Source organism: Kiritimatiellia bacterium, from assembly GCA_026417735.1.
Classification (GTDB): domain Bacteria; phylum Verrucomicrobiota; class Kiritimatiellia; order PWTM01; family PWTM01; genus CAACVY01.
Map to the genome: position 1 here is coordinate 187806 of JAOACR010000009.1, position 21763 is coordinate 209568.

The 21763-nt window shown below is 68.3% G+C and carries 17 protein-coding genes and 1 tRNA gene; 11 read left to right on the top strand and 7 right to left on the bottom strand.

All coding sequences use genetic code 11. The features are described 5' to 3' along the window. Nucleotides 1-4: 4 nt before the first annotated feature. Together N2652_04475 and N2652_04480 are read right to left on the bottom strand one after the other, a co-directional pair. Nucleotides 5-3169: an efflux RND transporter permease subunit gene (locus tag N2652_04475; GenBank protein MCX7818451.1), complete on the bottom strand. Its 3165-nt coding sequence runs from the start codon at nucleotides 3167-3169 to the stop codon at nucleotides 5-7. A gap of 85 nt (nucleotides 3170-3254) precedes the next feature. Beyond that, nucleotides 3255-3330: transfer RNA gene (locus tag N2652_04480), tRNA-Thr, on the bottom strand. A gap of 170 nt (nucleotides 3331-3500) precedes the next feature. Between N2652_04480 and N2652_04485 the strand changes: the two genes are divergently transcribed. From N2652_04485 to N2652_04500, 4 genes are read left to right on the top strand one after another with little or no spacing between them, the layout of a single operon-like run. Continuing rightward, nucleotides 3501-4895 carry a glycoside hydrolase family 88 protein gene (locus tag N2652_04485; protein ID MCX7818452.1) on the top strand — a complete coding sequence of 465 codons (1395 nt, stop codon included), beginning with the start codon at nucleotides 3501-3503 and terminating at the stop codon, nucleotides 4893-4895. Further along, entirely contained in the window at nucleotides 4892-5347 is a 456-nt protein-coding gene (locus N2652_04490; GenBank protein MCX7818453.1) for a cupin domain-containing protein, read from the top strand. Before N2652_04485 ends, N2652_04490 begins: the two co-directional genes overlap by 4 nt. Next, complete coding sequence (locus tag N2652_04495) at nucleotides 5344-6522, top strand: Gfo/Idh/MocA family oxidoreductase (GenBank protein MCX7818454.1); 1179 nt, start codon at nucleotides 5344-5346, stop codon at nucleotides 6520-6522. The genes N2652_04490 and N2652_04495 overlap by 4 nt, the downstream gene beginning before the upstream one ends. After that, nucleotides 6519-7298 (top strand): 3-ketoacyl-ACP reductase, encoded by a 780-nt coding sequence (locus N2652_04500; protein MCX7818455.1) that lies wholly within the window; start codon nucleotides 6519-6521, stop codon nucleotides 7296-7298. The genes N2652_04495 and N2652_04500 overlap by 4 nt, the downstream gene beginning before the upstream one ends. Before the next feature lie 18 nt (nucleotides 7299-7316). On the opposite strand, the gene N2652_04505 is transcribed toward N2652_04500, so the two are convergent. The 4 genes from N2652_04505 to N2652_04520 form a co-directional block, all read right to left on the bottom strand. Further along, nucleotides 7317-10370, bottom strand: coding sequence for an autotransporter-associated beta strand repeat-containing protein (locus tag N2652_04505; protein ID MCX7818456.1), 3054 nt, complete (start codon nucleotides 10368-10370; stop codon nucleotides 7317-7319). A gap of 210 nt (nucleotides 10371-10580) precedes the next feature. Further along, nucleotides 10581-11228, bottom strand: a complete 648-nt coding sequence (locus N2652_04510) for a CPBP family intramembrane metalloprotease (GenBank protein MCX7818457.1) — start codon at nucleotides 11226-11228, stop codon at nucleotides 10581-10583. Nucleotides 11229-11616: 388 nt separating this feature from the next. Next, entirely contained in the window at nucleotides 11617-11940 is a 324-nt protein-coding gene (locus tag N2652_04515) for a hypothetical protein (GenBank protein ID MCX7818458.1), read from the bottom strand. A 226-nt stretch (nucleotides 11941-12166) separates the two neighbouring features. Then, complete coding sequence (locus N2652_04520; GenBank protein MCX7818459.1) at nucleotides 12167-14035, bottom strand: sulfatase-like hydrolase/transferase; 1869 nt, start codon at nucleotides 14033-14035, stop codon at nucleotides 12167-12169. Between the two features lie 183 nt (nucleotides 14036-14218). On the opposite strand from N2652_04520, the gene thiD reads away from it, so the two are divergent. Both thiD and N2652_04530 read left to right on the top strand, forming a co-directional pair. After that, nucleotides 14219-15022: a bifunctional hydroxymethylpyrimidine kinase/phosphomethylpyrimidine kinase gene (gene thiD, locus N2652_04525; protein ID MCX7818460.1), complete on the top strand. Its 804-nt coding sequence runs from the start codon at nucleotides 14219-14221 to the stop codon at nucleotides 15020-15022. Further along, nucleotides 15010-17304, top strand: a complete 2295-nt coding sequence (locus N2652_04530; protein ID MCX7818461.1) for a ComEC/Rec2 family competence protein — start codon at nucleotides 15010-15012, stop codon at nucleotides 17302-17304. Before thiD ends, N2652_04530 begins: the two co-directional genes overlap by 13 nt. 26 nt (nucleotides 17305-17330) lie before the next feature. Here N2652_04530 and N2652_04535 read toward each other — a convergent pair whose 3' ends face one another. Next, complete coding sequence (locus N2652_04535; GenBank protein ID MCX7818462.1) at nucleotides 17331-18599, bottom strand: tetratricopeptide repeat protein; 1269 nt, start codon at nucleotides 18597-18599, stop codon at nucleotides 17331-17333. 151 nt (nucleotides 18600-18750) lie between these two features. Between N2652_04535 and kdsA the strand changes: the two genes are divergently transcribed. Genes kdsA through raiA form a run of 5 tightly spaced genes read left to right on the top strand, consistent with a single transcriptional unit; the run spans nucleotide 18751 to nucleotide 21761 of the window. Next, nucleotides 18751-19590, top strand: coding sequence for a 3-deoxy-8-phosphooctulonate synthase (gene kdsA / locus N2652_04540; protein ID MCX7818463.1), 840 nt, complete (start codon nucleotides 18751-18753; stop codon nucleotides 19588-19590). Further along, entirely contained in the window at nucleotides 19587-20057 is a 471-nt protein-coding gene (locus N2652_04545; protein ID MCX7818464.1) for a hypothetical protein, read from the top strand. Before kdsA ends, N2652_04545 begins: the two co-directional genes overlap by 4 nt. Further along, complete coding sequence (locus tag N2652_04550) at nucleotides 20054-20614, top strand: hypothetical protein (GenBank protein MCX7818465.1); 561 nt, start codon at nucleotides 20054-20056, stop codon at nucleotides 20612-20614. The genes N2652_04545 and N2652_04550 overlap by 4 nt, the downstream gene beginning before the upstream one ends. Beyond that, nucleotides 20615-21349 carry an LPS export ABC transporter ATP-binding protein gene (gene lptB / locus N2652_04555; protein ID MCX7818466.1) on the top strand — a complete coding sequence of 245 codons (735 nt, stop codon included), beginning with the start codon at nucleotides 20615-20617 and terminating at the stop codon, nucleotides 21347-21349. A 55-nt stretch (nucleotides 21350-21404) separates the two neighbouring features. After that, a complete protein-coding gene (raiA, locus tag N2652_04560) occupies nucleotides 21405-21761 on the top strand; it encodes a ribosome-associated translation inhibitor RaiA (GenBank protein MCX7818467.1) in 357 nt (118 codons plus the stop codon). Nucleotides 21762-21763: the final 2 nt, after the last annotated feature.

The following is a 21763-nucleotide window of genomic DNA, read 5'->3' on the forward strand; positions in this document are numbered from 1 at the left end:
CGCCTCAGACGGTGACGCCGCCGCCGAGCCCGCGCAGCCACCGGCGGACATCCTCGATGGCCAGCACAAGGCACGGCAACACCAGCAGCGAGACCGCCGTGGAGAACAAAATCCCGAAGCCCAGTGACAGCGCCATCGGAATCATGAAGCGGGCCTGCAGCGATCGCTCGACGATCAGCGGCGCGAGCCCGAAGAACGTCGTCAGTGAGGTCAGCAACACCGGCCGCAACCGGCGGACCGGCGCCAACCGCATGGCCTCCTCCAAGGGGGCGCCCTCCGCGATGAAGCGGTTGGCGGCATCGCAGAGCAGAATCCCGTCGTTGATCACCACCCCCGACAGCGCCATCATCCCCATCACGCTAACGAAACTCAGCTGGTACCCCATCAGCAGGTGGCCGACAATCGCGCCGAGCAGCCCGAAGGGTATCGAGCACATGATCACCACCGCCTGCCGGTAGCTGCGGAACGGCACCGCGAGCATGCCGAACAGCGCCAGCAGCACGATCGCAAAGCCCGGCAGCGCCGCGCCGAACGCCTCGCGCTGCTCCCGCTGTTCACCCTCGAACGAATACAGTAGCGTCGGGTGTTCCCGCTGAAGCTGCGCAAGCACGCCCTCTCGCAGCACCCGGAGCACCTGCTCGGCGTCGGTGACGTCGGTCAGAATGTCCGCGGTGACGTGCATCACGCGTCGCCCGTCCAGCCGCAGAATCCGCTCGTACGCACGCGAACGGGTGACGGTGGCCGCCTCGCCCAGCGGAATTTCCGCGCCGGAGGGGGTGCGCAACATCAACGTTTCGATGGAGTGTTCACGGCGCCGCTCCTCCAGCGGCAGCCGAACATAGATGCGCAGCTCGTCGCGGCCGCGGGGTTGCCGCCGGGCCTCCGCGCCAAAAAAGGCGTGCCGCACCTGTCGCGCGAGCTCCGCCGCCGTGAGGCCGGCCGCGCGGCCGGCCGCCGTCAGCCGCAAATCCAGCTGCGGTTTGCCGCGTTCAATGCCGTCGTCAATCTCGACCACGCCGCGCAGCCGTCCGAGCTCCGCCGCAACGCGCCGGCACGCCTCCTCGATCACCTCCGGCTCCGAATGGCTGATCGCCACGTCCACCGGCCGGCTCTGCGCAGGCCCCAGCGTGAACCGAAACGTGAGCGACTCAACACCCGGCACCTCGCCGACCCGCCGTCGCCATCCCTCGGTGAACGCCTGCGCGCCGAACGGCCGCTCGTCGCCCGGCACCAGCGCAACGGTCACCGTCGCCTCGTGCCCCACCGACCCGCGCTGCGCCGGTATCGCCCCGCCGCGGCTTTCTCCACTGCCGCCAATCGCGGTGAGAATGCCCCGCAAGTACCGTGAACCGCCGCGCGCCTCGATTTCCTCCCGCGCCGCCGTCAACAGCCGGTCCGCGACCGCCCGCGTCGCCTCCACTGGCGACCCGTACGGCAGGACCACCCGCGCACTGACTATGTCGCCCTCCACCTTCGGGAAGAAGATGAACGGCATCCGTCCGCCGCCGACCCATCCGATCCCCAGCAGCAGCGCGGCGAGACTCACCGACAACACCAGATACCGGTGTCGCAAACAGCCAGCCACCAGCGCGGAAAAGCTCGTTTCCGCGAACCGTTCCAGCCGTCGTCCCACTTGCTCCTGCGGCCACTCAATCCAGCGCCAGATCCGCCCCCGACCCCCCGGCCGGCTGTGCGCCAGGTGCGCCGGCAGAATGAACAGCGACTCCGCCAACGACACCAGAAACACCACCGTGACGATCACCGGGATGTTCCGCCACAGCTGGCCAAGATACCCGGGGATCATCCACAACGGCAGAAACGCGATGATGTTGGTCAGCACCGAAAACACCACCGGCGCCGCGACCAGCTTCGTGCCCTCGATCGCCGCCTCCAGCGGCGGACGGCCGCGCGAACGCTCGTAGTAGACCGACTCGCCGATCACCGTCGCGTCGTCGACGACGATTCCCAGCGTCATGATGAACGCGAAGAGCGAAATCATGTTGATCGAGATGTCCGTCGCCGGCAGCAACAGCAGGCAGCCCAGTAACGAGGTCGGAATGCCGAGCATCACCCAGAACGCCAGGCGCACCTCCAGAAAGAGACCGAGAGTCACCATCACCAGCACCAGCCCCTGCAGACCGTTTTGCAACAGCAGCCGGGTGCGGTCGCGGTACAGCTCGGACCGGTCGTTCCAGATCGCAACGCCGATGGTGGGCGGCAGCCGCTTCCGAAGTCCCTCGACGAATCGATAGACCGCCTTCGCCACCTCGGTGGGACTTTCGCGTCCGACGCTGTACACCGTCAGCCGAGCGGCGGGATGGCCATTGAACAGAAACGATTCATCGGTTTCGGCGAACCCGTCGCGCACCTCCGCGATCTCCCCCAGCCGCACCGTGGAGCCGTCCGGCCGGCTGATCACGGGCACATCCAGAAGTTCCCGCCCCCAGTCTCGCCGCTCATTGGTCCGGAGCAGAATCTCGCCGGTGGGAGTCTTCACGCCCCCCCCACCGATCTCCACCACCGCCCGACTGATTTCGTCCGCAATCCGGCCCGGCGTCAGCCCCAACGCCCGCAGCCGGCTCTCCGGCACCTCGACGCTGATTTCCACCGGCCGGATCCCCGTCAGCGTCACCTGGGTGATGCCCGGGGTCGCTTCGATCTCCTCCTGCACTCGCCGAGCGACATCGCGCAGCACCGTCTCGTCCACGTCGCCATAGAGCAGAATCGAGATCACCTCACGACGGTTGATCAGCAAACTGACCACCGGCCGCTCCGCGTCCTCCGGAAACGTGACGATCCGGTCCACCGCGCTTTTCACGTCCGCGAGCACGCGGTCCGGGTTCGCGCCCAGCAGGATTTCCGCATCCACCGTGCCCACACCCTCCGCCGCAGTCGAGGTGACACGCCGAATGCCGTCCAGCCCGCGGATCGCCTGTTCCACCGCCAGCACGATCCCCTGCTCCACCTCCGCCGGCGACGCGCCGGGGTAGACCACCGAGACCCGGACCGTATCCAGCTCGATGAGCGGGAAGACCTCCTTGCGGATGCGGGGAAACATCAGCAGTCCCCCCACCATGAACAGCAACATCAGCAGGTTCGCGGCGACGGGGTTTCGCGCCATCCACGCGATCGCTCCCCGCGCAGAAGCCTCGCCAACCGGTTCGTTCATCTGCGGCCGCGCGGGGCGGCGGACACTGGCAGGCGGTGTGTGATCACCTGGTTCGATCACCGGCGGCGGTCACTGCGCGCGGCAGTGGAGCCAACGGTCGGATTCGAACCGACGACCGGCGCATTACGAATGCGCTGCTCTGCCAGCTGAGCTACGTTGGCGGGCCGCAGCTTGCACATCGTAGACCCCGCTCGTTCAAAGTCAAGAATTCAAGGTCCGACTCTCGTAGCTCGCCGCACACCGGTCAACAGCGGCGCGCGCTGATGGACAGCCCATGGGTCGTATGGGTACAACGGTGTGGAGCCCGGGCAATCCCGGCCGCCTCCGCCGCATGAACGTGGACAACACGATCACGCCCCAGACGCTCCGGCCCCGGTGGGTGCGGTTCTGGGAGCGCTCCGCCCAGACGCTCCGTGCCCTTTCCGCCCGCTGGCGACCGGAGGACGGCGCGCCGGTGTTCACCGTCCGAGGCCGGTACACCACCCGCGGCTGGACGGACTGGACCCGCGGTTTTCAGCATGGCTCCGCGCTGATCCAATTCGACGCGACGGGCGAGCGCGAGTTTCTCGAACTGGGGCGCGCCGGCACCTGGCGGGACATGCCGCCGCATGTCGTGCACTTCGGCGTGCACGATCACGGCTTCAACTGCGTCAGCACGTACGGTCACCTCTGGAGGCTGATGAACGCCGGTCGGATTCCGGAGGACCCCGCGGAGCGGCGCCACCTCGAGCTGGCGCTGAAGGTCTCCGGCTGTGTGCAGGCCCGCCGATGGACCGAGCTGGGCAACGGCGAAGGCTTCGTGTATTCGTTCAACGGTCCGCATTCGCTCTTCGCCGACACGATTCGCTCGATGCGTTCGCTCGCCCTCGCACATCGGCTGGGCGCGGACCTGATCGGCGAACAGGACCTGCACACGTCGCTGCTGCTGCGACTGGCCGCTCACCTGCGTGCCACCGCTCGCTATGCGGTCTTCTACGGCGAGGGGCGCGATATTTACGACACCGAACCTGGTCGCGTCGCGCACGAGAGCCTGTTCAACCCGCTGAACGGTTCCTACCGCTGCCCGGCCACCCAGCAGGGCTATTCGCCCTTCAGCACCTGGACGCGCGGTCTGGCGTGGGTGCTGCTCGGCTTCGCGGAACAGCTCGAATTTCTCAACTCCCTATCGGCAGCCGATCGCGAGGCGATCGGCGCGACGGACCTCGCCGCTCGGTGTCTGCGCGCCGCCCGCGCAACCGCCGACTTCTACCTGCGCAACACCTCAGCGGACGGCATTCCCCCGTGGGACACCGGTGCGCCGCGGCTGGCGGAGCTGGGCGACTGGCGCGCACGGCCCGCGGACCCCTACAACGACCTGGAGCCGTTCGACAGCTCTGCGGCAGCGATCGCGGCGCAGGGGCTGCTGCGCCTGGCCCGGTGGCTGCGCCGTGCGGGCGAGTATGCGCCCGCACAACGCTACGAGGCCGCCGCCTGGACGGTGCTGCGCACGCTGCTCTCCCCGCCATGGCTGTCCGACGCTCCGGACCACGAAGGGCTGCTACTGCACGCGGTCTACCACCGCCCAAACGGCTGGGACTGGATTCCTCCCGGCCGCCACATTCCCTGCGGCGAGGCCTGCCTCTGGGGTGACTACCACCTGCGGGAGGTGGTGCTGCTCGCGCAGCACGTCGCGGACGGCCGACCTGCCTGGACGTTCTTCGGCGCGGAGGAGGCGCACGAATCATGATCGTTGTCGACCTTCGGGAGATTGCCGGCCGCACATATCCGGCACGGCGGCGAACGCAAAATCTGGTTGGTGGTGCCTCACCGATTCAGTCCCCTCACTTCGCGATGGGCCACGTCACGCTGGAACCGAACGGCGGCCAGGTGCCCTGGCACAACCAGCCGCAGGAGGAAGTCTACTTCGTGATTGAAGGCCGGGGCGAGATGTGCCTGGGCCCGGAACGCCGGGAGCTGGTCAGCGGCCAGGCGGTGTGGATCCCGCCGGGCGTCTTTCACCAGATCACGAACATCGGCGACAGCCCACTGCGACTGATCTACGTCTATGCGCCCGGCGGCGATGTCGCCCACTGGCGCCAGGAGCTGGACGGCACGCTACCGCGCGCCGGCATCGAGGCGCCGCCACTGCCGGCCGGCGCTCGCCCGCAGTGGCCGTCCCGGGAGAGCGGCGGTTCATGAACAACCAGAACACCATCGAACTGGGTGTGATCGTCAACGGCGTGACCGGTCGGATGGGTACCCACCAGCATCTGCGCCGCTCACTGATCGCAATTCAGCGCCAGGGGGGAGTACCCCTCCCCGACGGCCGGCGCGTGACCCTTCGCCTGTTGCTGGTGGGTCGCAGTCCGGAAAAGCTCGCGGCGCTCGCGACGGAAGCCGGCGAGGAAACCCAATGGACCACCGACCTCGACTCGGCGCTCGCGGATCGGCGCTATTCAGTGTACTTCGACGCGCAGACCACCGACCGCCGCGCGGCGGCGCTGCGGCGCGCCATTTCGGCCCACAAGCACGTGTACGCGGAAAAGCCGGTCGCGATGACCACGACGGAGGCGATCGAGCTGTGGCGGGCCGCGGAGACGGCCGGCCTGTGCAACGGCGTCGTGCAGGACAAACTGTGGTTGCCCGGGCTGCGCAAAATGCGCCGCCTCGTCGACAGCGGCTATTTCGGCCGATTGCTCTCCGTCCGCGGTGAGTTTGGCTACTGGGTGTTCGACGGCCATGACGTCCCCCCGCAGCGGCCCTCCTGGAACTACCGCCGCGAAGACGGGGGCGGCATCATCCTCGACATGTTTGCCCACTGGCGGTACGTGCTGGATCGCATTTTTGCGCCAGTCCGCGCGGTATGTTGTCTCGGCGCAACGCATCTGCCGGAGCGTTGGGACGAGCGCGGTCAGCGCTACGCGTGCACTGCGGAGGATGCGGCCTACGCGATGTTCGAGCTCGACGGAGGGGTGATCGCGACGATCAACGCCTCCTGGTGTGTGCGCGTCCGTCGCGACGATTTGCTCACACTGCAGGCGGACGGCACCGCCGGCAGCGCGGTCGCTGGGCTGCGGCGCTGCTGGATTCAGCCCGCCGCCGGCACGCCCCGCCCGGTCTGGAACCCCGACGTCGATCAGCCCCTAAACTTTTTTGACTCGTGGCTGGAAGTGCCGGACCAGGAAACCTACGACAACGCGTTCAAGGCGCAGTGGGAGGCATTTCTCGCCCACGTGGTGACCGGCTCACCATTTCCGTGGACGCTATTGGAAGGCGCGAAGGGCGTCCAGCTCGCCGAGCTCGCCCACCGTTCCTGGCGCGAGCGGCGATGGATCGACGTTCCGAAGCTCGGCGCTGAGGAGCCAGCACAATGAATGCCGATGCGGCGCGGCGGGTGGCGCTGGTCACCGGCGGCCGTCGCGGGATCGGACTGGGGATCGCCCGGGCGCTGGCGGCGGAGGGGTTCGACCTCGCCGTCTGCGGTGTGAGCGCCGATCCGGGTGAGGGCCTCGCCGCGTTGGCCGGTCCCGGCACCGAAGTCTTCTACGTTCGCTGCGACGTGGCGACGGCGGCTGACCGCGCACGGCTGCTCGACGCGGTTCGCGAACGGTTTGGCCGGCTGCATGTGCTGGTCAACAACGCCGGCATCGCCCCGGCGGTGCGCGCCGATCTGCTGGAGATGACCGAAAGCTCGTTCGAACACGTGCTGCGCACGAACCTCCAGGGACCGTTTTTCCTCACGCAGGCGGTTGCGCGCTGGATGCTGGCCCAGTGCGGGGAGGACCCGAGCTGGTGCGGCTGCATCGTGAACGTCACTTCGATCTCCGCCACCGCCGCCTCGGTACGCCGGGGGGAGTACTGTATCTCGAAGGCCGGTGCGGCGATGGCGTCGAAACTCTGGGCCGCGCGGCTGGCGGAACACGGAATCCCCGTCTACGAAGTGCGCCCCGGCATCATCCGAACCGATATGACCGCGCCGGTTCGCGAGCTCTACGACCGGCGCATTGCGGAGGGGCTGGTGCCGCAGCGGCGCTGGGGAGAGCCGGAGGACGTCGGACGGGCGGTCGCGATGTTGGCACGGGGTGATCTCGGCTTTTCCACCGGTGCGGTGATCTACGTGGATGGCGGGTTTTCGATCGAGCGGCTCTGACGAGCGCGCACTCCGTCCTCAAGTGTGGGGTGCCTCTTGCCCCTCTGCAGCCGCACCACCGCGTCGCAGGCGTCGCACCGCCAGCATCAGTGCGCCGCCCGCCGCCAGCAGCGTCACGAGACCGGGCTCGGGCACGAGCGCGATCTGGTTCGCGCCACCGTAGTTGTAGTCCAACCACATGCCGGGCGGCATCTTCTTGATTTGCGAAAACTGCCCCACCAGATGGCCGTAGGTTGCCAACACGTACACCGGCGCCGTCAGAGGATACGTCGGTGCGAACGAGAACGTCGCGCCCGTGAGATCGAGTGTCTGCCCCACGTTCAGCAGATCGGCATCGGCATGCCGCAACTCGATCTCGAGCGTGCCGGCCAGCGTCACGTTGCCGTCCACCGTCAGCGTTCCAACCGAACGGCCCGGCGCCAGCACGCCGGCGGCCTGCACGTCCACATCGCCCCGGATCCGGCCTTCCCCGCTCAAAGTCGCGCTCAGACCGCCCAGCGGCTCCACCCGCACCCGCCCGAACGGCCCGGACTCCGTATTGATACGCAGGGTACCCTGCTCAACGACCGTGTCGCCGAAGTAGTTCAGTTCGCCGGTCAGCGTCAGCCGTCCGACCCCGCCCTTCCGCAAACCACCCCCTCCGTTGATCCAGTTCGTCATCGTCACATCGTCGCTGCGGACAACCGCGAGGGTCCCTTCATTGATGATGCCGCCCGCATACGAGCCGGCCGTCCCGCCCATGCCCAGCTGGACCGTCCCCTCCTGAATGGTCAGCGTGCCTGGGTTATCCTGATCGGAGGTCAGAATCAGCGTTCCCTCGCCGACCTTCGACACCACGCCGCTGCCGGTGAAGCGCCCGCCGAACATGCCCCCCCGCACCACCAACATACCGCTGCTGCCGGCCCCGATCTGCACTACGCCACCGAGCGGCCCGCCCCCGGTGAGCTGCCCGACGTATGCGGCGTTTTCGATCAGCAACCGTGCGCCGGTCGCATTCGCGAGCGCGACCGCTCCCCATTGGGGCAGCGACATCTGGTCCACCACCAGCGTGCCCCCCTGAATGGTCGTGCCTCCCGTGTACAGATTGTTCCCTCGCAGCGCCAGTTGTCCCGAGCCGCTCTTAACCACCGCGCCGCCACCGGTGATGGCCCCCCCAAAGCTATCGAGCCCGTCGGTCGCGATCGTGAGGGTGCCATTGCCGAGCAACACGGCGCCCCCCGCCCCGTTCAACGATCCCACCGTCACGGAATGGCCGTTCAGATCGAGCCTCGCGTCGGGAGGGTCCCCGAGCGTCACCGCGCCGCCGGCCGGCAACGCGGCGGCGGAGCCGAGCCGCAGCGTACCCTCCTGCACAATCGTTCCGCCGGCGTACGCGTTGTTGCCGGCGAGGGTCAACGTGCCGGGGCCGCTCTTCACGAGGCCGCCCGCCCCGGAGATCGCGCCGGTGTAACTGCCGCTCTGCACCGTCAGCGTGCCCGCACGCAGCACAATGTTCCCTCCCGCCTGTCCCCCGCCGGTCAGTGAGCCAATCGTCAGCGACTGTCCGTTGAGATCAAGCGTGGTGCCGGCGCTGTTCGCAAGCGTCACCGCGCCGCCGGCCGGCAACGCGGCGGACGATGCAAGCTGCAGCGTGCCTCCCTGAATCGTCGTACCGCCTTCGTAGACATTATTCCCGCCCAGTACGAGCGTCCCCCCACCGCTCTTCACCACGGCGCCCGCGCCGGAAATCGCACCGGAGAAGCTGCCGCCCTGGACCGTCAGCGTGCCGGCGCCCAGCGTGATGTGGCCGCCAAGGGCCCCGCCGCCAGTGAGCCATCCAATCATCGCCGAGTGGCCGTTGAGATTGAGCGTGACACCCGGCACGTTCGCGATGCTCACGCTGCCGTTCGCCGGCAACGCGGAGGAGGAATCGACGTTCAGTGTGCCGCCGCTGATCGTCGTTCCGCCGGCGTAGGAATTGCTGCCGGAGAGAGTGAGCGCGCCGGACCCCGTCTTCGTAACCGAGCCGGCGCCCGAAATTGGGCCCGCAAACGAGCCGCTCTGAACCGTGAGCGCTCCGCTGCCGAGCGCAATACCGGCACTGGTCCCTCCGCCCGTGAGCGAACTCACCGTCGCGGTGTAACCGTTGAGATCCAGCAACGTGCCCGCCAGCGGCGACAGGGACACTGTCGCACCACTGGGCAGCGCGCCGTTCGCCCCGAGCCGTAGCGTGCCGGATCCGACAAACAGTGGCCCGGAAAACACGTTCGTGCCGCTCAGCACGACGGTGCCCATCCCCGTCACCGTCAGCGCACCTGCGCCGGACATCTGACCCGCAAACGTCACTACACCGCCCGCCGACCACAGCAGCGTTGGACGGTTGACCGTAACGGCACCGGAAAACGTGGAGCTGCCCGTCGCGTGGTTGGCGCCGAGCACGGCGATCGCGCCGTAGTTCTGCACGGTAATGCTTTTCGAGATCGTTACATTGTTCGCATCGGTCAGCAGAAGCATCCGTGCCTGCGCCGCGGTGCCCGTGTCGCCCAGCACGACCGGCGCGGGGCTGGCGCCGAGGCCGCCGCTGTGCGCGACCAGCAGTGTGCCCTGACGCACCCCGAAAGCGTCGGTCACATCACTGGCCGCATTTAGTCGCACGGCACCAGTGTCGGGAGCAGTGGGATCGAAGCTGCTGATCACCGGCGCGTTCGACCCGGTCACCCCCCCAGCCAGCGCCAGCAGCGCGCCGGCGCCGGTGGCGATCACTTGCCGGCCGTTGAGCAGGTTCACTGCCGGGTAGAGCGTGATCGTGCCGGCCCCACTCAACGCGCGCGCTTCAATGGCCAGAGACTGATAGTGCGAGATTGAATTGAACCTCAGCGGGTCCTGCACGTAGACGACCCAGCCGGCGTGGTTGAAGCGAAGCTGCCCCAGGCCGTTCACCATATTGGCATTTTGGATCGGCATGCCGTTGGTGCTCGGATGATTGAAAATCGCCCGCTCGTCCGGATCGTCCGGCATGTAGGACGCACCGCCAACCCAGTTGGCCACTGAGTTCCAGTTGCCGTTGCCCTGAGCGGCGGGACGCACCCACACAAAGTCGCCCTGCGCTCAGGCGAGGCGAACCGCTCCCGCCACCACGCCGATCCATGCCCCACCCCACTGGCTCATCACCTTGACCTCCCACAACGATGATGAAGTGGCGACCTCAGCGGCCTGTTAGCAAAGGGGCGGCCGTCTGTCAACCTCGTTTGCTCAACCCAATCCTGAGATCGGCTTCGCGTCGACCGCCGCAAAACACCGCAACTAGGGACCCACCCACGCCTGCACGGTGGCGATGCTGCCGTGATAGAAAAAACGACCCCAGCCCACCGTCATCACCGTCAGGCCGTACAACGCGTGTTCAAGAGCCGAAGCCCACGCCGACCTGGTCGTCAGATAAGTGCGCGCAAACAACCAGCCCCCGAAGAAACTCAGCAGCGGTGCCCAGACATTGAGAAACACCAGGTGCATCAGCGCAAACGCGAACGCGGCGGCGAGCACGGCGAGTTCCGGCCGCCGGAACAGCAGCGCATAGCGGTGCAGGAAGAAAACGCGATAGACGAGGGTCTGCGGCACCACGGAGAGCCAGGGATAAAACCCCACCACCAGCGCCCAAACAAATGGCCGGTCTCGCGGCAGACGAAAGAGCAGCCGGGGCTCCACCACCGCCAGCATGCCGGTGAGCACCACGCTGGCCGCAAGCCACCTCAACAGTCGCCGTCGCCAACCACCGTCGCGGAGACGCCGAACCACCCAGACCGACCGGTCAAACGACGGATCGCGCCACAGCCCGAGACCCAACCCGATGGCGCCCAGCCACAGCCACGGCAGCACCGCCCGGCCGGGACGCACCAACGCCAGTGCCAGCGGCGGCCCGATGCAAAACACCGCCATCTCCAGCGCTCGGAGCACTCTGCGTCCACCGTCTGCTTGCGCCAGTTCCTTCACCATGGGGGTCGCGTCAATCGGCACGCATTGTGAAAACTGTACCAGCGCTCGGACCGTGGTGCGACGGCCCGCTTCCGTTGCGCTGGGTGCGGCGCCGTCTTCGGAACGCGAGGAGCGTCCTGATCGCGGTGGTCACCACTGTCGGCCGCAACGAGATCGAGCCGCCGGCCCGGCATCCGGACCTGTTGCGCCGAAACCTCACGGCGCGGGTGTCCGTTCGAAATCAACGCCGGGCGGAAGAGATCAGCTCGCCGGAACTTTCGTGGTACGTGCATCCCCCTTATTTTTCGCGCGCCGGGCTGAGGGCGGAGTGGTCTTCCACGCGCCCGTCGGTGGCGCGACGACGCCACCGTCAGGCTACCCGCGCTGTGAGTTGCGCGAAGTGGACCGGCACAAACCGGCTTGCCGCATGGGACGCCCGGGGCACGCCGAGACGACAGCCCGAGGTCGTCGCCGCGGCGAGGCGATTGCCGCGTGTTCCTTTCCCTGCCGTCATGCGCACGTCCAGAACGCGGACGACGACGTGCCGATAATCCGGCTCGAAGTTGAGGGGCTGCTCATCGAACGAGACGGCCAGCCGGCCGTCGCGCTCGATCGCGGCGACGCGCGCCGGGACCTCGCTGAGTATTGCGCATGGAGGCTGGCGGGGTTCGCTCCACGTCGGGTACGACGGCATGCTCCGACTCGACCGGCCCCTCGCTGCAACAGGCGCCTCGGCAGACCAACTCGGCCTGCGGCGACCGGCCGGACGAAATGGCAGAGGTCGTTCTGTGCCGGCTGGAGCTCCGTTCCTCCCGCCATTTCGATAACCGGCCTCTTTCGGTTGTGCGGTCCGCTCGACACCACAAGAGGCGTCCGCCACGCGTACACGGCTGGGGTTCCGCGCGGTCCGGAAGGGATGTTTAGGGCGCCGCGCGCCGTTCACCGGTCAGGTACTCGACCAGACGCGCGATGTACCCGTTGGCGCGTGCGGGCGCGTTCGGATCGGTAAGCGGCAGCGCGGCGATGCTCGCGCGCAATGGGCCGGTCACCGCCTCGCCACACGCGCTGAGCGCGTTCAACGCTTCGATGGCGGCGTACACGCCCGCCTGCCGCGGCGACATCAACTCCGCGAGCACCGCGATCGCGGCGGGTCGGTCCGATCCTTCGCCGAACCGTGCCAGCGCCTCCGCCGCAGCGATGCGGACGCTTGGCGACTCATCCGCCAGCGCCCCACGCAACGCATCGCGGCCCACCCGTACAGCCGCGCGGCCGCGAATGCAGAACCCGACGGCCGCCCAGTACCGCACCCCGCTGTCCGCATCGGCGAGCAACTCCGCAAGGCGCGGCACCGAGCCCTCATCGCGGCAGGCCGCCAACTCGGCGGCGTCAAAGATGCGCTCCAGCGGGTACAGCACGGGATCGCGCGCGAAGTCGCCGATCGTCTTGCCGGAGGCCGCCGCGCGCCGGTGGACCTCCGCCTCGGGCAGGTAGCCGACGTCGCGCACCTCCATCACGTGACGCCGCAACGCGCCTCGCAGGGTCTGCAGCACGTGGCGGTGCGCGGCAGAGTCGGCGAGGTTCACCGTCTCGTGCGGGTCGACCTCTAGGTCATACAGCTCCTCGCAGGGCTTGGGTTCCCAGAAGCGGCGCTGCGCGGGCGATTCCAGCCGGCCGGCATCGTACAGCTGTTTCCAGATCCGCGTGGTCGGGGTTTGAAACATGTAATCAAGGTATTCGCCGTAGATGCGATGCGGGTGATAGTGGCGGAGGTAAACGTGGCGGGAAGTACGGACGGCGCGCACCATGTCGATGCGCTCGTCCATCCGGCCGCGCAGTCCGAAGAGACACTCTGTTGGCTCGGCGGTGTGGGGCCCGAGAAACGCACGGCCCTGCATCCAGTCCGGCGGACGGACACCCGCGAGGCTGAGCACCGTCGGCGCCAGGTCTACAAAGCTCACCAGCCGCTTCACCTCGTCCCCCGGACGGTGATTCGGTGGCGCCAGGTGCCAAAACTTCTCGGGGATGTAGACGACCAGTCCCACCCGTAGGCCGCTGTCGTAGGGCCAGCGTTTGCAGCGAGGCAGTCCGGGGCCGTGATCGCCGTAGACCATCACGATCGTCTCGTCCCCGAGCCCTTCCGCCTCCAGCTCGCGCAGATGCTCGCCGACCTTTGCGTCGAAGTCGGTGATGTTATCGTAGTACTGCGCCCAGTCCTGCCGCACCTCGAGGGTGTTCGGGTGGTAGGGCGGCACCGGCGCGCGCTCCACGTCGTGACGCCACGTGTGCGGCCGCCGTCGCACCGCGCTCTCGTGGGTCATCGTATAGTTGAACACCGCGAAAAATGGCTGGCCGGCCGCACGGTTGCGATAGTGCGCCCGCGCGGAGGAGTCATCCCACACCCGGCCGGGCTTCGAGAGGTTATAGTCCTCCTTGCTGTTGTTGCTGCAGTAGTAGCCCGCCTCGCGCAGCAGTTGCGGGTACATGCGCAGCCAAGGGGGCGGTGCGACCTCGCTGCGCATGTGTTCGGCACCTAGCGCAGAAGGATACATGCCGGCGATGATGGCTGTGCGCGCCGGCGCGCAGACCGGCGCGGTCGCCCAAACCGTGCGGTAGCGCAGCCCGCGCGCGGCCAGCGCATCGATATTGGGGGTCCGCGCGTAGGCATCCCCGTAGCAGCCCCAGTGCGGCCCAATATCTTCCGCAGTGATCCAGAGCATGTTGGGCCGCGGCGTCGAGGCAACGGCCCATCCGGCCAGCAACACGAAGAACCCCAACCCGCATTTGCTCATCTCAGACCACCTATCCGACCGCGTCGGCCGCGGCGTCACAGTGCACCGCACAGTGTACTCGTGGTGCCCCCCACAAATACAGCCGTACGGCCCCCACCTCTTCGAGCTCCGGCGGTGTTGACCACCGTCTGTTGCCGAGACCGGGCTCCGGCGAACCTGCACACCCTGTGATACAGTTGCGACATGCGCGGTTCCCGGCGTTGGCCGATCGCGTTGACGATCGGCGGTACCGACAGCAGCGGCGGTGCGGGCGTGACGGCGGACGTCGGCGTGTTTGCGCTGGCGGGTCTGCACGGCGCGGTTGCGCTCACATGTGTGACCGCTCAGCGCCCCGGCAAAGTCACCGCGGTCCAGCCGCTTCCGGTCCGGCTCATCCGTGCGCAGCTCGACGCGGTCGCCGCGACGGGACCCGTCGCGGTCGTCAAAACCGGCATGCTGTTCGCGGAGCGCATCATCGAGGCCGTCGCGCTCGCGGTTCGGCAGCATCGCTGGCAGCGCCTCGTGGTGGACCCCGTGATGGTCGCCGCGGGAGGTGACCCGCTGCTGCAACCCCGCGCGGTGCGCGCCATGCGCGAACGGATCGTCCCGCTGGCGACGATCATCACTCCAAACCTCTACGAGGCCGCGTTGCTTCTGGAGCGGCCGATCGGCCCGAACGACGACCTTGTGCTGGCCGCCCGAGAGCTCGCCCGCCGCTTTCGCACCGCTGTGCTGCTGAAGGGGGGACACCGGGGCGGTATGCAAATCGAAAACGCGTACGCGGACGGCCACACCGCCTGGCGGCTCATCACTCGCCGTGCACATGGCGTCTCGGACCACGGCGCCGGATGTCTAGTGGCGGCGCTCGTCACCGCACATCTTGCGCACGGGCGGTCCCCCTCACAGGCCGCACGGGCAGCGATTCGAGGGGCCGCCGCCGCGTTCAATGCCGCCCGCCGCGTGGGCCACTGGCGGCTGGCCGATCCCGCGCTCGCATGGCGTCGCTGACACCGTCTGCAGCACCGGCCCCGCGACGTCCCCTCGTTGGCGTCGCGCTGATGTGGACCGCCGGTCTGGGTCTTGCACACCTCTGGCCGCAGATCCCGCCCCCCGCGGCGATGGTCACCGCCGGCATAGCGGCCCTGTTGGCAGCGGCGCTTGCCCGACGCGGGCGCGGCGCGGTGTGTCTCGTTCACGTGGCCGTGCTCAGCACCGCGATCTCGCACGGGCTGCTCGCCCGGCCGGAGCACCGGCCGGACACGCTTGCCGCGCGGCTGCTACGGCCGGCGCAATTCGTCGAGCTCACCCTGCGGTTGGACTCGCCGCCGGTTCGGCTGCCCGGCGAGGGATCCGGCCCGTCTCGCTGGCGGTGCTGGGGCATCGTCGAAGCCATCCGGTCCACCGAGTCGGGCTGGCAGTCTGCTTCCGGTCGCGTAGAGGTGTGGATGGCCACCGAGCCCACAGGCCCGCAACCCGCCTATGGCGATCGCTGGCGGGTGGGAGCGGTCGCGCGGCGGGGCGAGGACGGACGGCTGCGGCTTTCCGTGCGGGGGCCGGCAGATCTGCTGGCGCGAAACGCGGGCTCGCGATGGCGCGCCTGGTGCTACGCGCAGCGCGAACGCGCACGTGCCGCGCTGCGCCGTGGAATCGAAGATTGGACCGGGCCGGCCGAGATCATCCCCGCGATGGTGCTCGGCTATCGTGAAGAAGTGCTGCCCGAGCTGCGCGAGAGGTTTCTGCGCACCGGAACCGCCCACATTTTTGCGATCAGTGGGCTGCACGTGGGCATCTTCTCGGTGGTGCTCGCCGCCGCATTGCGAACGGTTGGCTGCCCGCGCCGATGGTGGGGCGTGGCCCTGATCCCGATGCTGGCCGTGTACACGGTCGCGACCGGCGCGTCGGTCAGTGCGCTGCGCGCGTTTGCGATCGCGGCAGTCTGGTGGCTGGCCCCCGTGCTGCGCCGCCGCCCTGACCTGCCCTCAGCACTGGCCGCCGCCGCGCTCGCGATCCTCGGACCGGCACCATCGCAGATCGCGGAACCAGGATTTTGGTATTCGTTCCTCGTGGTCGCCGGACTGGCGGCGCTGACGCCTCCCCTCGAAACAGCCGCCCGGACGTTGCTGGGTACCGCGGCCGACGACGCGTTGGTGGACTCCGCCACCCCACACTGGCGTTCCGCCCTTCGGGCCGTTGGCGGGTGGCTCGGCCGGCTCGCCGCCGCCTCCTGCGCGGCGTGGATCGCCTCTGCACCGCTCACCGCGCACACCGGCAACCAAATCTCGCCCGCCTCGCTGCCGGGCAACCTGATCGTGATTCCCGCGTCGTTTCTGATCGTGCTGACCGGCTGCATCTCGCTGGTCGCGGGGCTCGCGTCCGAAGCGCTCGCGGTGACGTTCAATCACGCGAACGCGGCGATCTGCGCGGGACTTGTGCGTGCAGTGGATACGCTGTTCGAACTGCCCGGCAGTTACATGGCGGTCACCTCGCCGCCGTTGTGGGCGGTGCTGCTGATCTACGCGGCGATTACAGGACTCCAAGTGTTCGAAGGGCGTGTCCGCCTCGCGCTGGTGGGTGCGGCCGCCGCCATTGCGGTCGCCGGAGCGACCCGCTACCTCACCGACGATCGCGCGCGCATTGCATTTGCGCCGGCGGACCTGGCTCCGGCCATCCTGCTGAACGTTCCCGGCGAGCGCGGAGACTGGTTGATCGGGCCGGGCCCCGCGTGGACCGCAGAACGGCTGATCCGGTGGTTGCGGTCCTGCGGCGTGGACCGGCTTGACGCGATCGTGCTCCCCGCGCTCGATGCGGACCATGCGGGCGCCGCGCCAGCCGTGCTGGAGCGCATCCCAACGCGCCGGATTCTGCTGCCCACCGGTCGATCCCCCTCGCCCGTTGCCCGCCAGCTTCTGGAACGATGGGCGCGCGAGGGACGTGAACTGGTTCCGCTGGCCGCCGGCGACACGGGCGAGTGCCCGGGCGGTATCGTGTGGGACGTCTGGCATCCCCCGCCTGGCGTCTCCTACCCCCGAACAGCGGACGGAGCACTGTGGCTGCGCGTGGCCCGTGGCGGGCGCGCGGTCCTCCTGGCGGGGCGCGCGACACCGGCGCAAATCAGCAGCCTCACCCGTATTCCCGTTGACCCCGCCGCATCGGTTGTCGTCCTCGAACGCGTTGCGACAAAGGAGGATCAAGCGTGGCTTCACACCTTGGGCGCCCGCACCCTCGTCGAGCACCGCAATGACGCAAGCCGCCCCTTCCCCCCCCACGGCGAGCTGCCGCTCCCCCCGTGAATCGGCCGGTTTCCTCGCCCCCCCCGCTACGGCGTATCCGACGCGATCTTTGACCAGCGCTTCTGAAACTCTGGATCCCCGCGAAGCCGGTCCATCTCGGGGCGATTCAACCACGCGATCGCGGTCCTTGCGTCCACCATCGCGACTGCCCGATCCAGCGCCTGCAGCGCGGTGCCGTTCTGCCCCAGTCGGGCGCGTGCCTCCGCGAGGTAAAACCAGACCGGCGCAGACGGCGAACGACTCGCGAGATCCTCAAGCCGTGCCACGGCCTCCGCATGCCGCCCTGTTCTCAGCAGCGCAACCGAACACATGAGTGCGGCTTCGAAATCGTCGGGATCCCGTTGCAGCACCGTGGAGAGTGCTTCCACTGCGCGCGCCATCTCACCCCGCCGGTAGGCGAGCACCGCCAGATTTCGCGCCGCAAAGCGGTGTGTCGAATCCACCGCCAACGCCCGCTCGAACGCCGCCTGCGCCTCCTCATAACGGTCCCGCCCCGCTTCGGCGACGCCGAGATTGTTCCAGATGCCCGCCGCGTTCGGGCGGCGCTCCGCCAGCCAGCCGAACGTGGCCGCCGCGCCGGCGTAATCGCGCTCCCGTAGCTGGCAGAGCCCCAGTTGCTCCCGGATACGAACGGACTCCGGAAAAATCTTTGAGGCCTCTTCGTACGCCGTCAATGCCCCTGCCCATTCCTGCTCCGCGGCCGCACGCTCCGCCCGTCGCAACCATATCGCCGTCTGCAAGATCGCCGCCGGCGTCACCGACGTGATGTCCGTCGGCGGCTCGAGTGGTGAGGGCTCGGCCGCCGCATCCTCAAGCTCGTCAAAGTGGAGTCGGCCCGACGCGTCCAACTCGATCGGCGATACAAACGAAATCTTCGGCGCGCGCTTCTCCCCTCCGGCCCCTAACTCGCCCCGCCGCCGGAACCGCGTGATCTGTTCGTGTTGATACCATGCAATGCCAACTAGGATCCCAATCAGCACGGTGATAGAAAAGATGACGAACACCGCCGACCATCGCTCGGCGGGCGTTGCGATGTCCCACCAAATCCGAAACGGCCGACGCGGCGGCGGAATCTCCCCCCCACCGGCCGCCTGGCCCGACGCCGTGTAGATTCCTTTCGTGTTCGGAGACATCGGTCCCTTGCTGCCGGCCCAGAGTATACTGCTGATGGTGCCGTCGCACAAATCGGCGGCTCTCCCGCACGCTCGCCGCTGTTGCAGCCGTACCGCCCGCCGGCCCCGCCGCGCCACCAGCTCGCGAACCGCGTCCAAACCTTGGAAGCGTTTCGCCGGCACTCCTCCAAGCGTTGGAACCGGTAACCCCGTGTCCGGCCTCCGTTTGCGCTCAGCGGGCTGAGGCAGCTCTCGCGGCGCCCCTGCCCCGCGGGTCGGCCGCGCCGTCGCGGAACTGGAAACAGTCCCCTTTTGCCGATAGACTCACCCCGGAATGACCGGGCGAGCCATACGGGTCGGGCCGGTGATGGTTGGCGGAACTGCTCCGCTGGCGCTGATTGCCGGCCCGTGTGTTATTGAGAGCCGTGATCACTGCCTACGGGTGGCCCGGCGGCTGGCCGCCTGGGCCCGGGCGGCTGGAGTTCCGCTGATCTTCAAGGCCTCCTACGACAAGGCCAACCGCACCTCTGTGCATTCGTATCGCGGTCCCGGCCTGCGAAAAGGTCTCGAAATCCTCGCCGAGGTGAAGCAGCAGCTGGGGTTGCCGATCCTGACAGATGTGCACGCGGTGGAGGAGGTCGGCCCGGTTGCGGAGGTGGTTGACGTTCTGCAGATCCCCGCGTTCTTGTGCCGACAGACCGATCTGGTGGTTGCGGCGGCGCGCTCCGGCCGCGCAGTGAACGTGAAAAAGGGCCAGTTCCTTTCGCCGCAGGAGATCCGGCACGTGGTGGAGAAGATCGAGTGGGCGGGAAATCACCGGATTCTGCTCACCGAGCGCGGGACCACGTTCGGCTATCAGAATCTGGTGGTGGACTTCCGCAGCCTCGTATGGATGGCGCAGACCGGATACCCCGTGGTGTTCGACGCGACGCACAGCGTGCAGCGGCCCGGCGGTGCGGGGGACCGGTCGGGCGGTGACGCAGCGCTGGCGCCCGCGCTCGCGCGCGCGGCGGTGGCGGTGGGGTGTGCCGCGGTCTTCCTCGAAACGCACCCTCAGCCGGCGCGCGCGCTCTCGGACGGCGCGAACTCGATTCCCCTGCGCCTGCTGCCGAAGATCTGGCGCGAGCTGAGCGCGATTGCGGCGGCGCGGCGCAACGCAGGGAGGCGGCGGTGAGCACGCGCCAACCCTCCCGTTGGCCGGCTCTGGCGGTTGCGCTGGCCACGATGGGCGCGCTCGCGCAGCTGCAGCCGGGCGGCAGCGCGACCGCGTTCCGCGTTCCGGACTACGACGAAGAGGGCCGGTTGCGCTCGCAGCTCTCCGGCGAGCGGGTCACGATGCTGACGCCCGACATCCTCGAGGTCGAACAGCTGCAAGTGGAAATGTTTCGCGACGGCGTGGTGGAAACCCGGATCAGCTCGCCGCACTGCCTGTACAACCGGCGAGCACACGTCGCGATGTCCACCGCAGCAGTGCGGATTGTGCGGGGAGACGTGATGATCACCGGTGCCGATTACCGCTACGAGCCCCGCCGGCAGCGGTTCCTGATCCAGACCAACGCGCGCGTCGTGATTCGGGACGTGCGCAAGCTCGCGCTGCCCGGCGCGCGGCCGGCGGCCGGTGCGGGGGATCCCGCGCGATGAGACGCCTTCTGACGATGTGGTGCGCCGCGCTCGCCGCACTGGGGATGCTGGCCAAAGGTGAAGCGGTCACCTCCGCGCCGGCCGGCCGGGTCGCGGCTGCGGAGGGGACGCCCACGCTGGCGAATCCCACCGCCGATGTGCCGGAGTTCGGCGAGCTGACCGTGATCACCTCGGACCGGCTCCTGTATGACGGACGCCGGCAGCTGATCGAGCTCTCCGGCTCGGTGGTGGTCAGCGATCCGCAGGTGAAAATGAAGGCGGACCACGTCCGCATTGATCTGGCCGGCACCAACGAGGTGCGGCTGGTCACCGCGACCGGGCGCGTCGTCATCAGCCAGGCGGACAAGCACGCCTGGGCAGGCCGCGCGACCTACGAGGTGGCGGAGGGGCGGTTCGTGCTCGAGGACAATCCGCGCATACTCCGCGGGCGCGACATGATGACCGCGGATCGCATCGTGTTCTGGCGCGACCAGGACCGCCTGGAGTGCTATCCGAACGCGCGGTTGATCCTGCAACCCGACCCGAAACGTGGCGATCTGCTGAAAGGGGTGCGCTGAGTGACGGCGGACGGCGTACTGGTGCAGACCGAAGGGTTGGTGAAGGAGTACCGCGGCCGCCGCGTCGTGGACGGCGTGGACATCTCCGTGCGCGCCGGCGAAATCGTCGGGCTGCTCGGGCCGAACGGCGCGGGCAAGACCACGACGTTCTACATGATCATCGGGTTGATCGCGCCGACCGCCGGCCGGGTTTGGTTTGAGGGCCGCGACGTGACGCGGATGGCGATGTACCGCCGGGCGCGGATGGGGATGGGATATCTGGCACAGGAGCCGTCGGTGTTCCGACATCTGACGGTCGCGGAGAACGTGATGGCGATTCTCGAAACGCTGCCGATGTCCGCGCGGGAGCGGCAGCTGCGGCTGGAGCATCTGCTCGGCGACCTGAAGATCAGCCATCTCGCGTCGCAGCGAGCCTACACGCTCAGCGGGGGGGAGCGCCGACGGTTGGAAATCACCCGCGCGCTGGTGACGAACCCGTCGCTGATGTTGTTGGATGAGCCGTTCAGCGGGGTGGATCCGCTGGCGGTGTACGACGTGCAGCAGATCATCATGGATCTGAAGCGGCGCGGGCTGGGGATCCTGATCACCGACCACAACGTCCGGGAAACGCTCGCCGTGGTGGATCGGGCCTATCTGATCTGCGAGGGGCGCGTGCTACGGGAGGGAACCAGCGAGTTTCTGATCCACGATCCGGTGAGCCGGGAGCTGTATTTGGGGCCGAAGTTCAGCATGTGAGGCAGAACAACGGGGGCCGGCCGGCGAGGCGCGGGCCCCGAAAGGAGAACACGGGATGAGAATTCACATCACCGGCCGTCATGTCGAGGTGACCGAGGCGCTGCGGGAGCACGTGGAGCACCGGATTCGTTCGCGGCTGGCGGAGTTCCCCCGTCTGCAGGACGCACACGTGGTACTGATGGTGGAGAAACACCGCCACATCGCGGAGGTGGTGGTGCACGTGCCGCACCACGGCCCCGTCGAGTCGCGGCAGGAATCGGCGGACATGTACGCCTCGATCGACGCGGCCGTGGATCACGTGGCGGTGCAAGTGCGCAAGTGGTTTGAGCGCCGCCAGGCGCACAAGGGTCATGCGACCATGGCCGACATCGCTCGACGGGGCGAGCGGGGAGCGGAGGACTCCACGCCGTGACG

What these genes read in the sequence shown, in the direction of transcription:
- N2652_04475 (MCX7818451.1), bottom strand. Translation starts at nt 3,169, where the DNA reads ATGAACGAACCGGTTGGCGAGGCTTCTGCGCGGGGAGCGATCGCGTGG.
- N2652_04485 (MCX7818452.1), top strand. Translation starts at nt 3,501, where the DNA reads ATGAACGTGGACAACACGATCACGCCCCAGACGCTCCGGCCCCGGTGG.
- N2652_04490 (MCX7818453.1), top strand. Translation starts at nt 4,892, where the DNA reads ATGATCGTTGTCGACCTTCGGGAGATTGCCGGCCGCACATATCCGGCA.
- N2652_04495 (MCX7818454.1), top strand. Translation starts at nt 5,344, where the DNA reads ATGAACAACCAGAACACCATCGAACTGGGTGTGATCGTCAACGGCGTG.
- N2652_04500 (MCX7818455.1), top strand. Translation starts at nt 6,519, where the DNA reads ATGAATGCCGATGCGGCGCGGCGGGTGGCGCTGGTCACCGGCGGCCGT.
- N2652_04515 (MCX7818458.1), bottom strand. Translation starts at nt 11,940, where the DNA reads ATGCCGTCGTACCCGACGTGGAGCGAACCCCGCCAGCCTCCATGCGCA.
- N2652_04520 (MCX7818459.1), bottom strand. Translation starts at nt 14,035, where the DNA reads ATGAGCAAATGCGGGTTGGGGTTCTTCGTGTTGCTGGCCGGATGGGCC.
- thiD (MCX7818460.1), top strand. Translation starts at nt 14,219, where the DNA reads ATGCGCGGTTCCCGGCGTTGGCCGATCGCGTTGACGATCGGCGGTACC.
- N2652_04530 (MCX7818461.1), top strand. Translation starts at nt 15,010, where the DNA reads ATGGCGTCGCTGACACCGTCTGCAGCACCGGCCCCGCGACGTCCCCTC.
- kdsA (MCX7818463.1), top strand. Translation starts at nt 18,751, where the DNA reads ATGACCGGGCGAGCCATACGGGTCGGGCCGGTGATGGTTGGCGGAACT.
- N2652_04550 (MCX7818465.1), top strand. Translation starts at nt 20,054, where the DNA reads ATGAGACGCCTTCTGACGATGTGGTGCGCCGCGCTCGCCGCACTGGGG.
- raiA (MCX7818467.1), top strand. Translation starts at nt 21,405, where the DNA reads ATGAGAATTCACATCACCGGCCGTCATGTCGAGGTGACCGAGGCGCTG.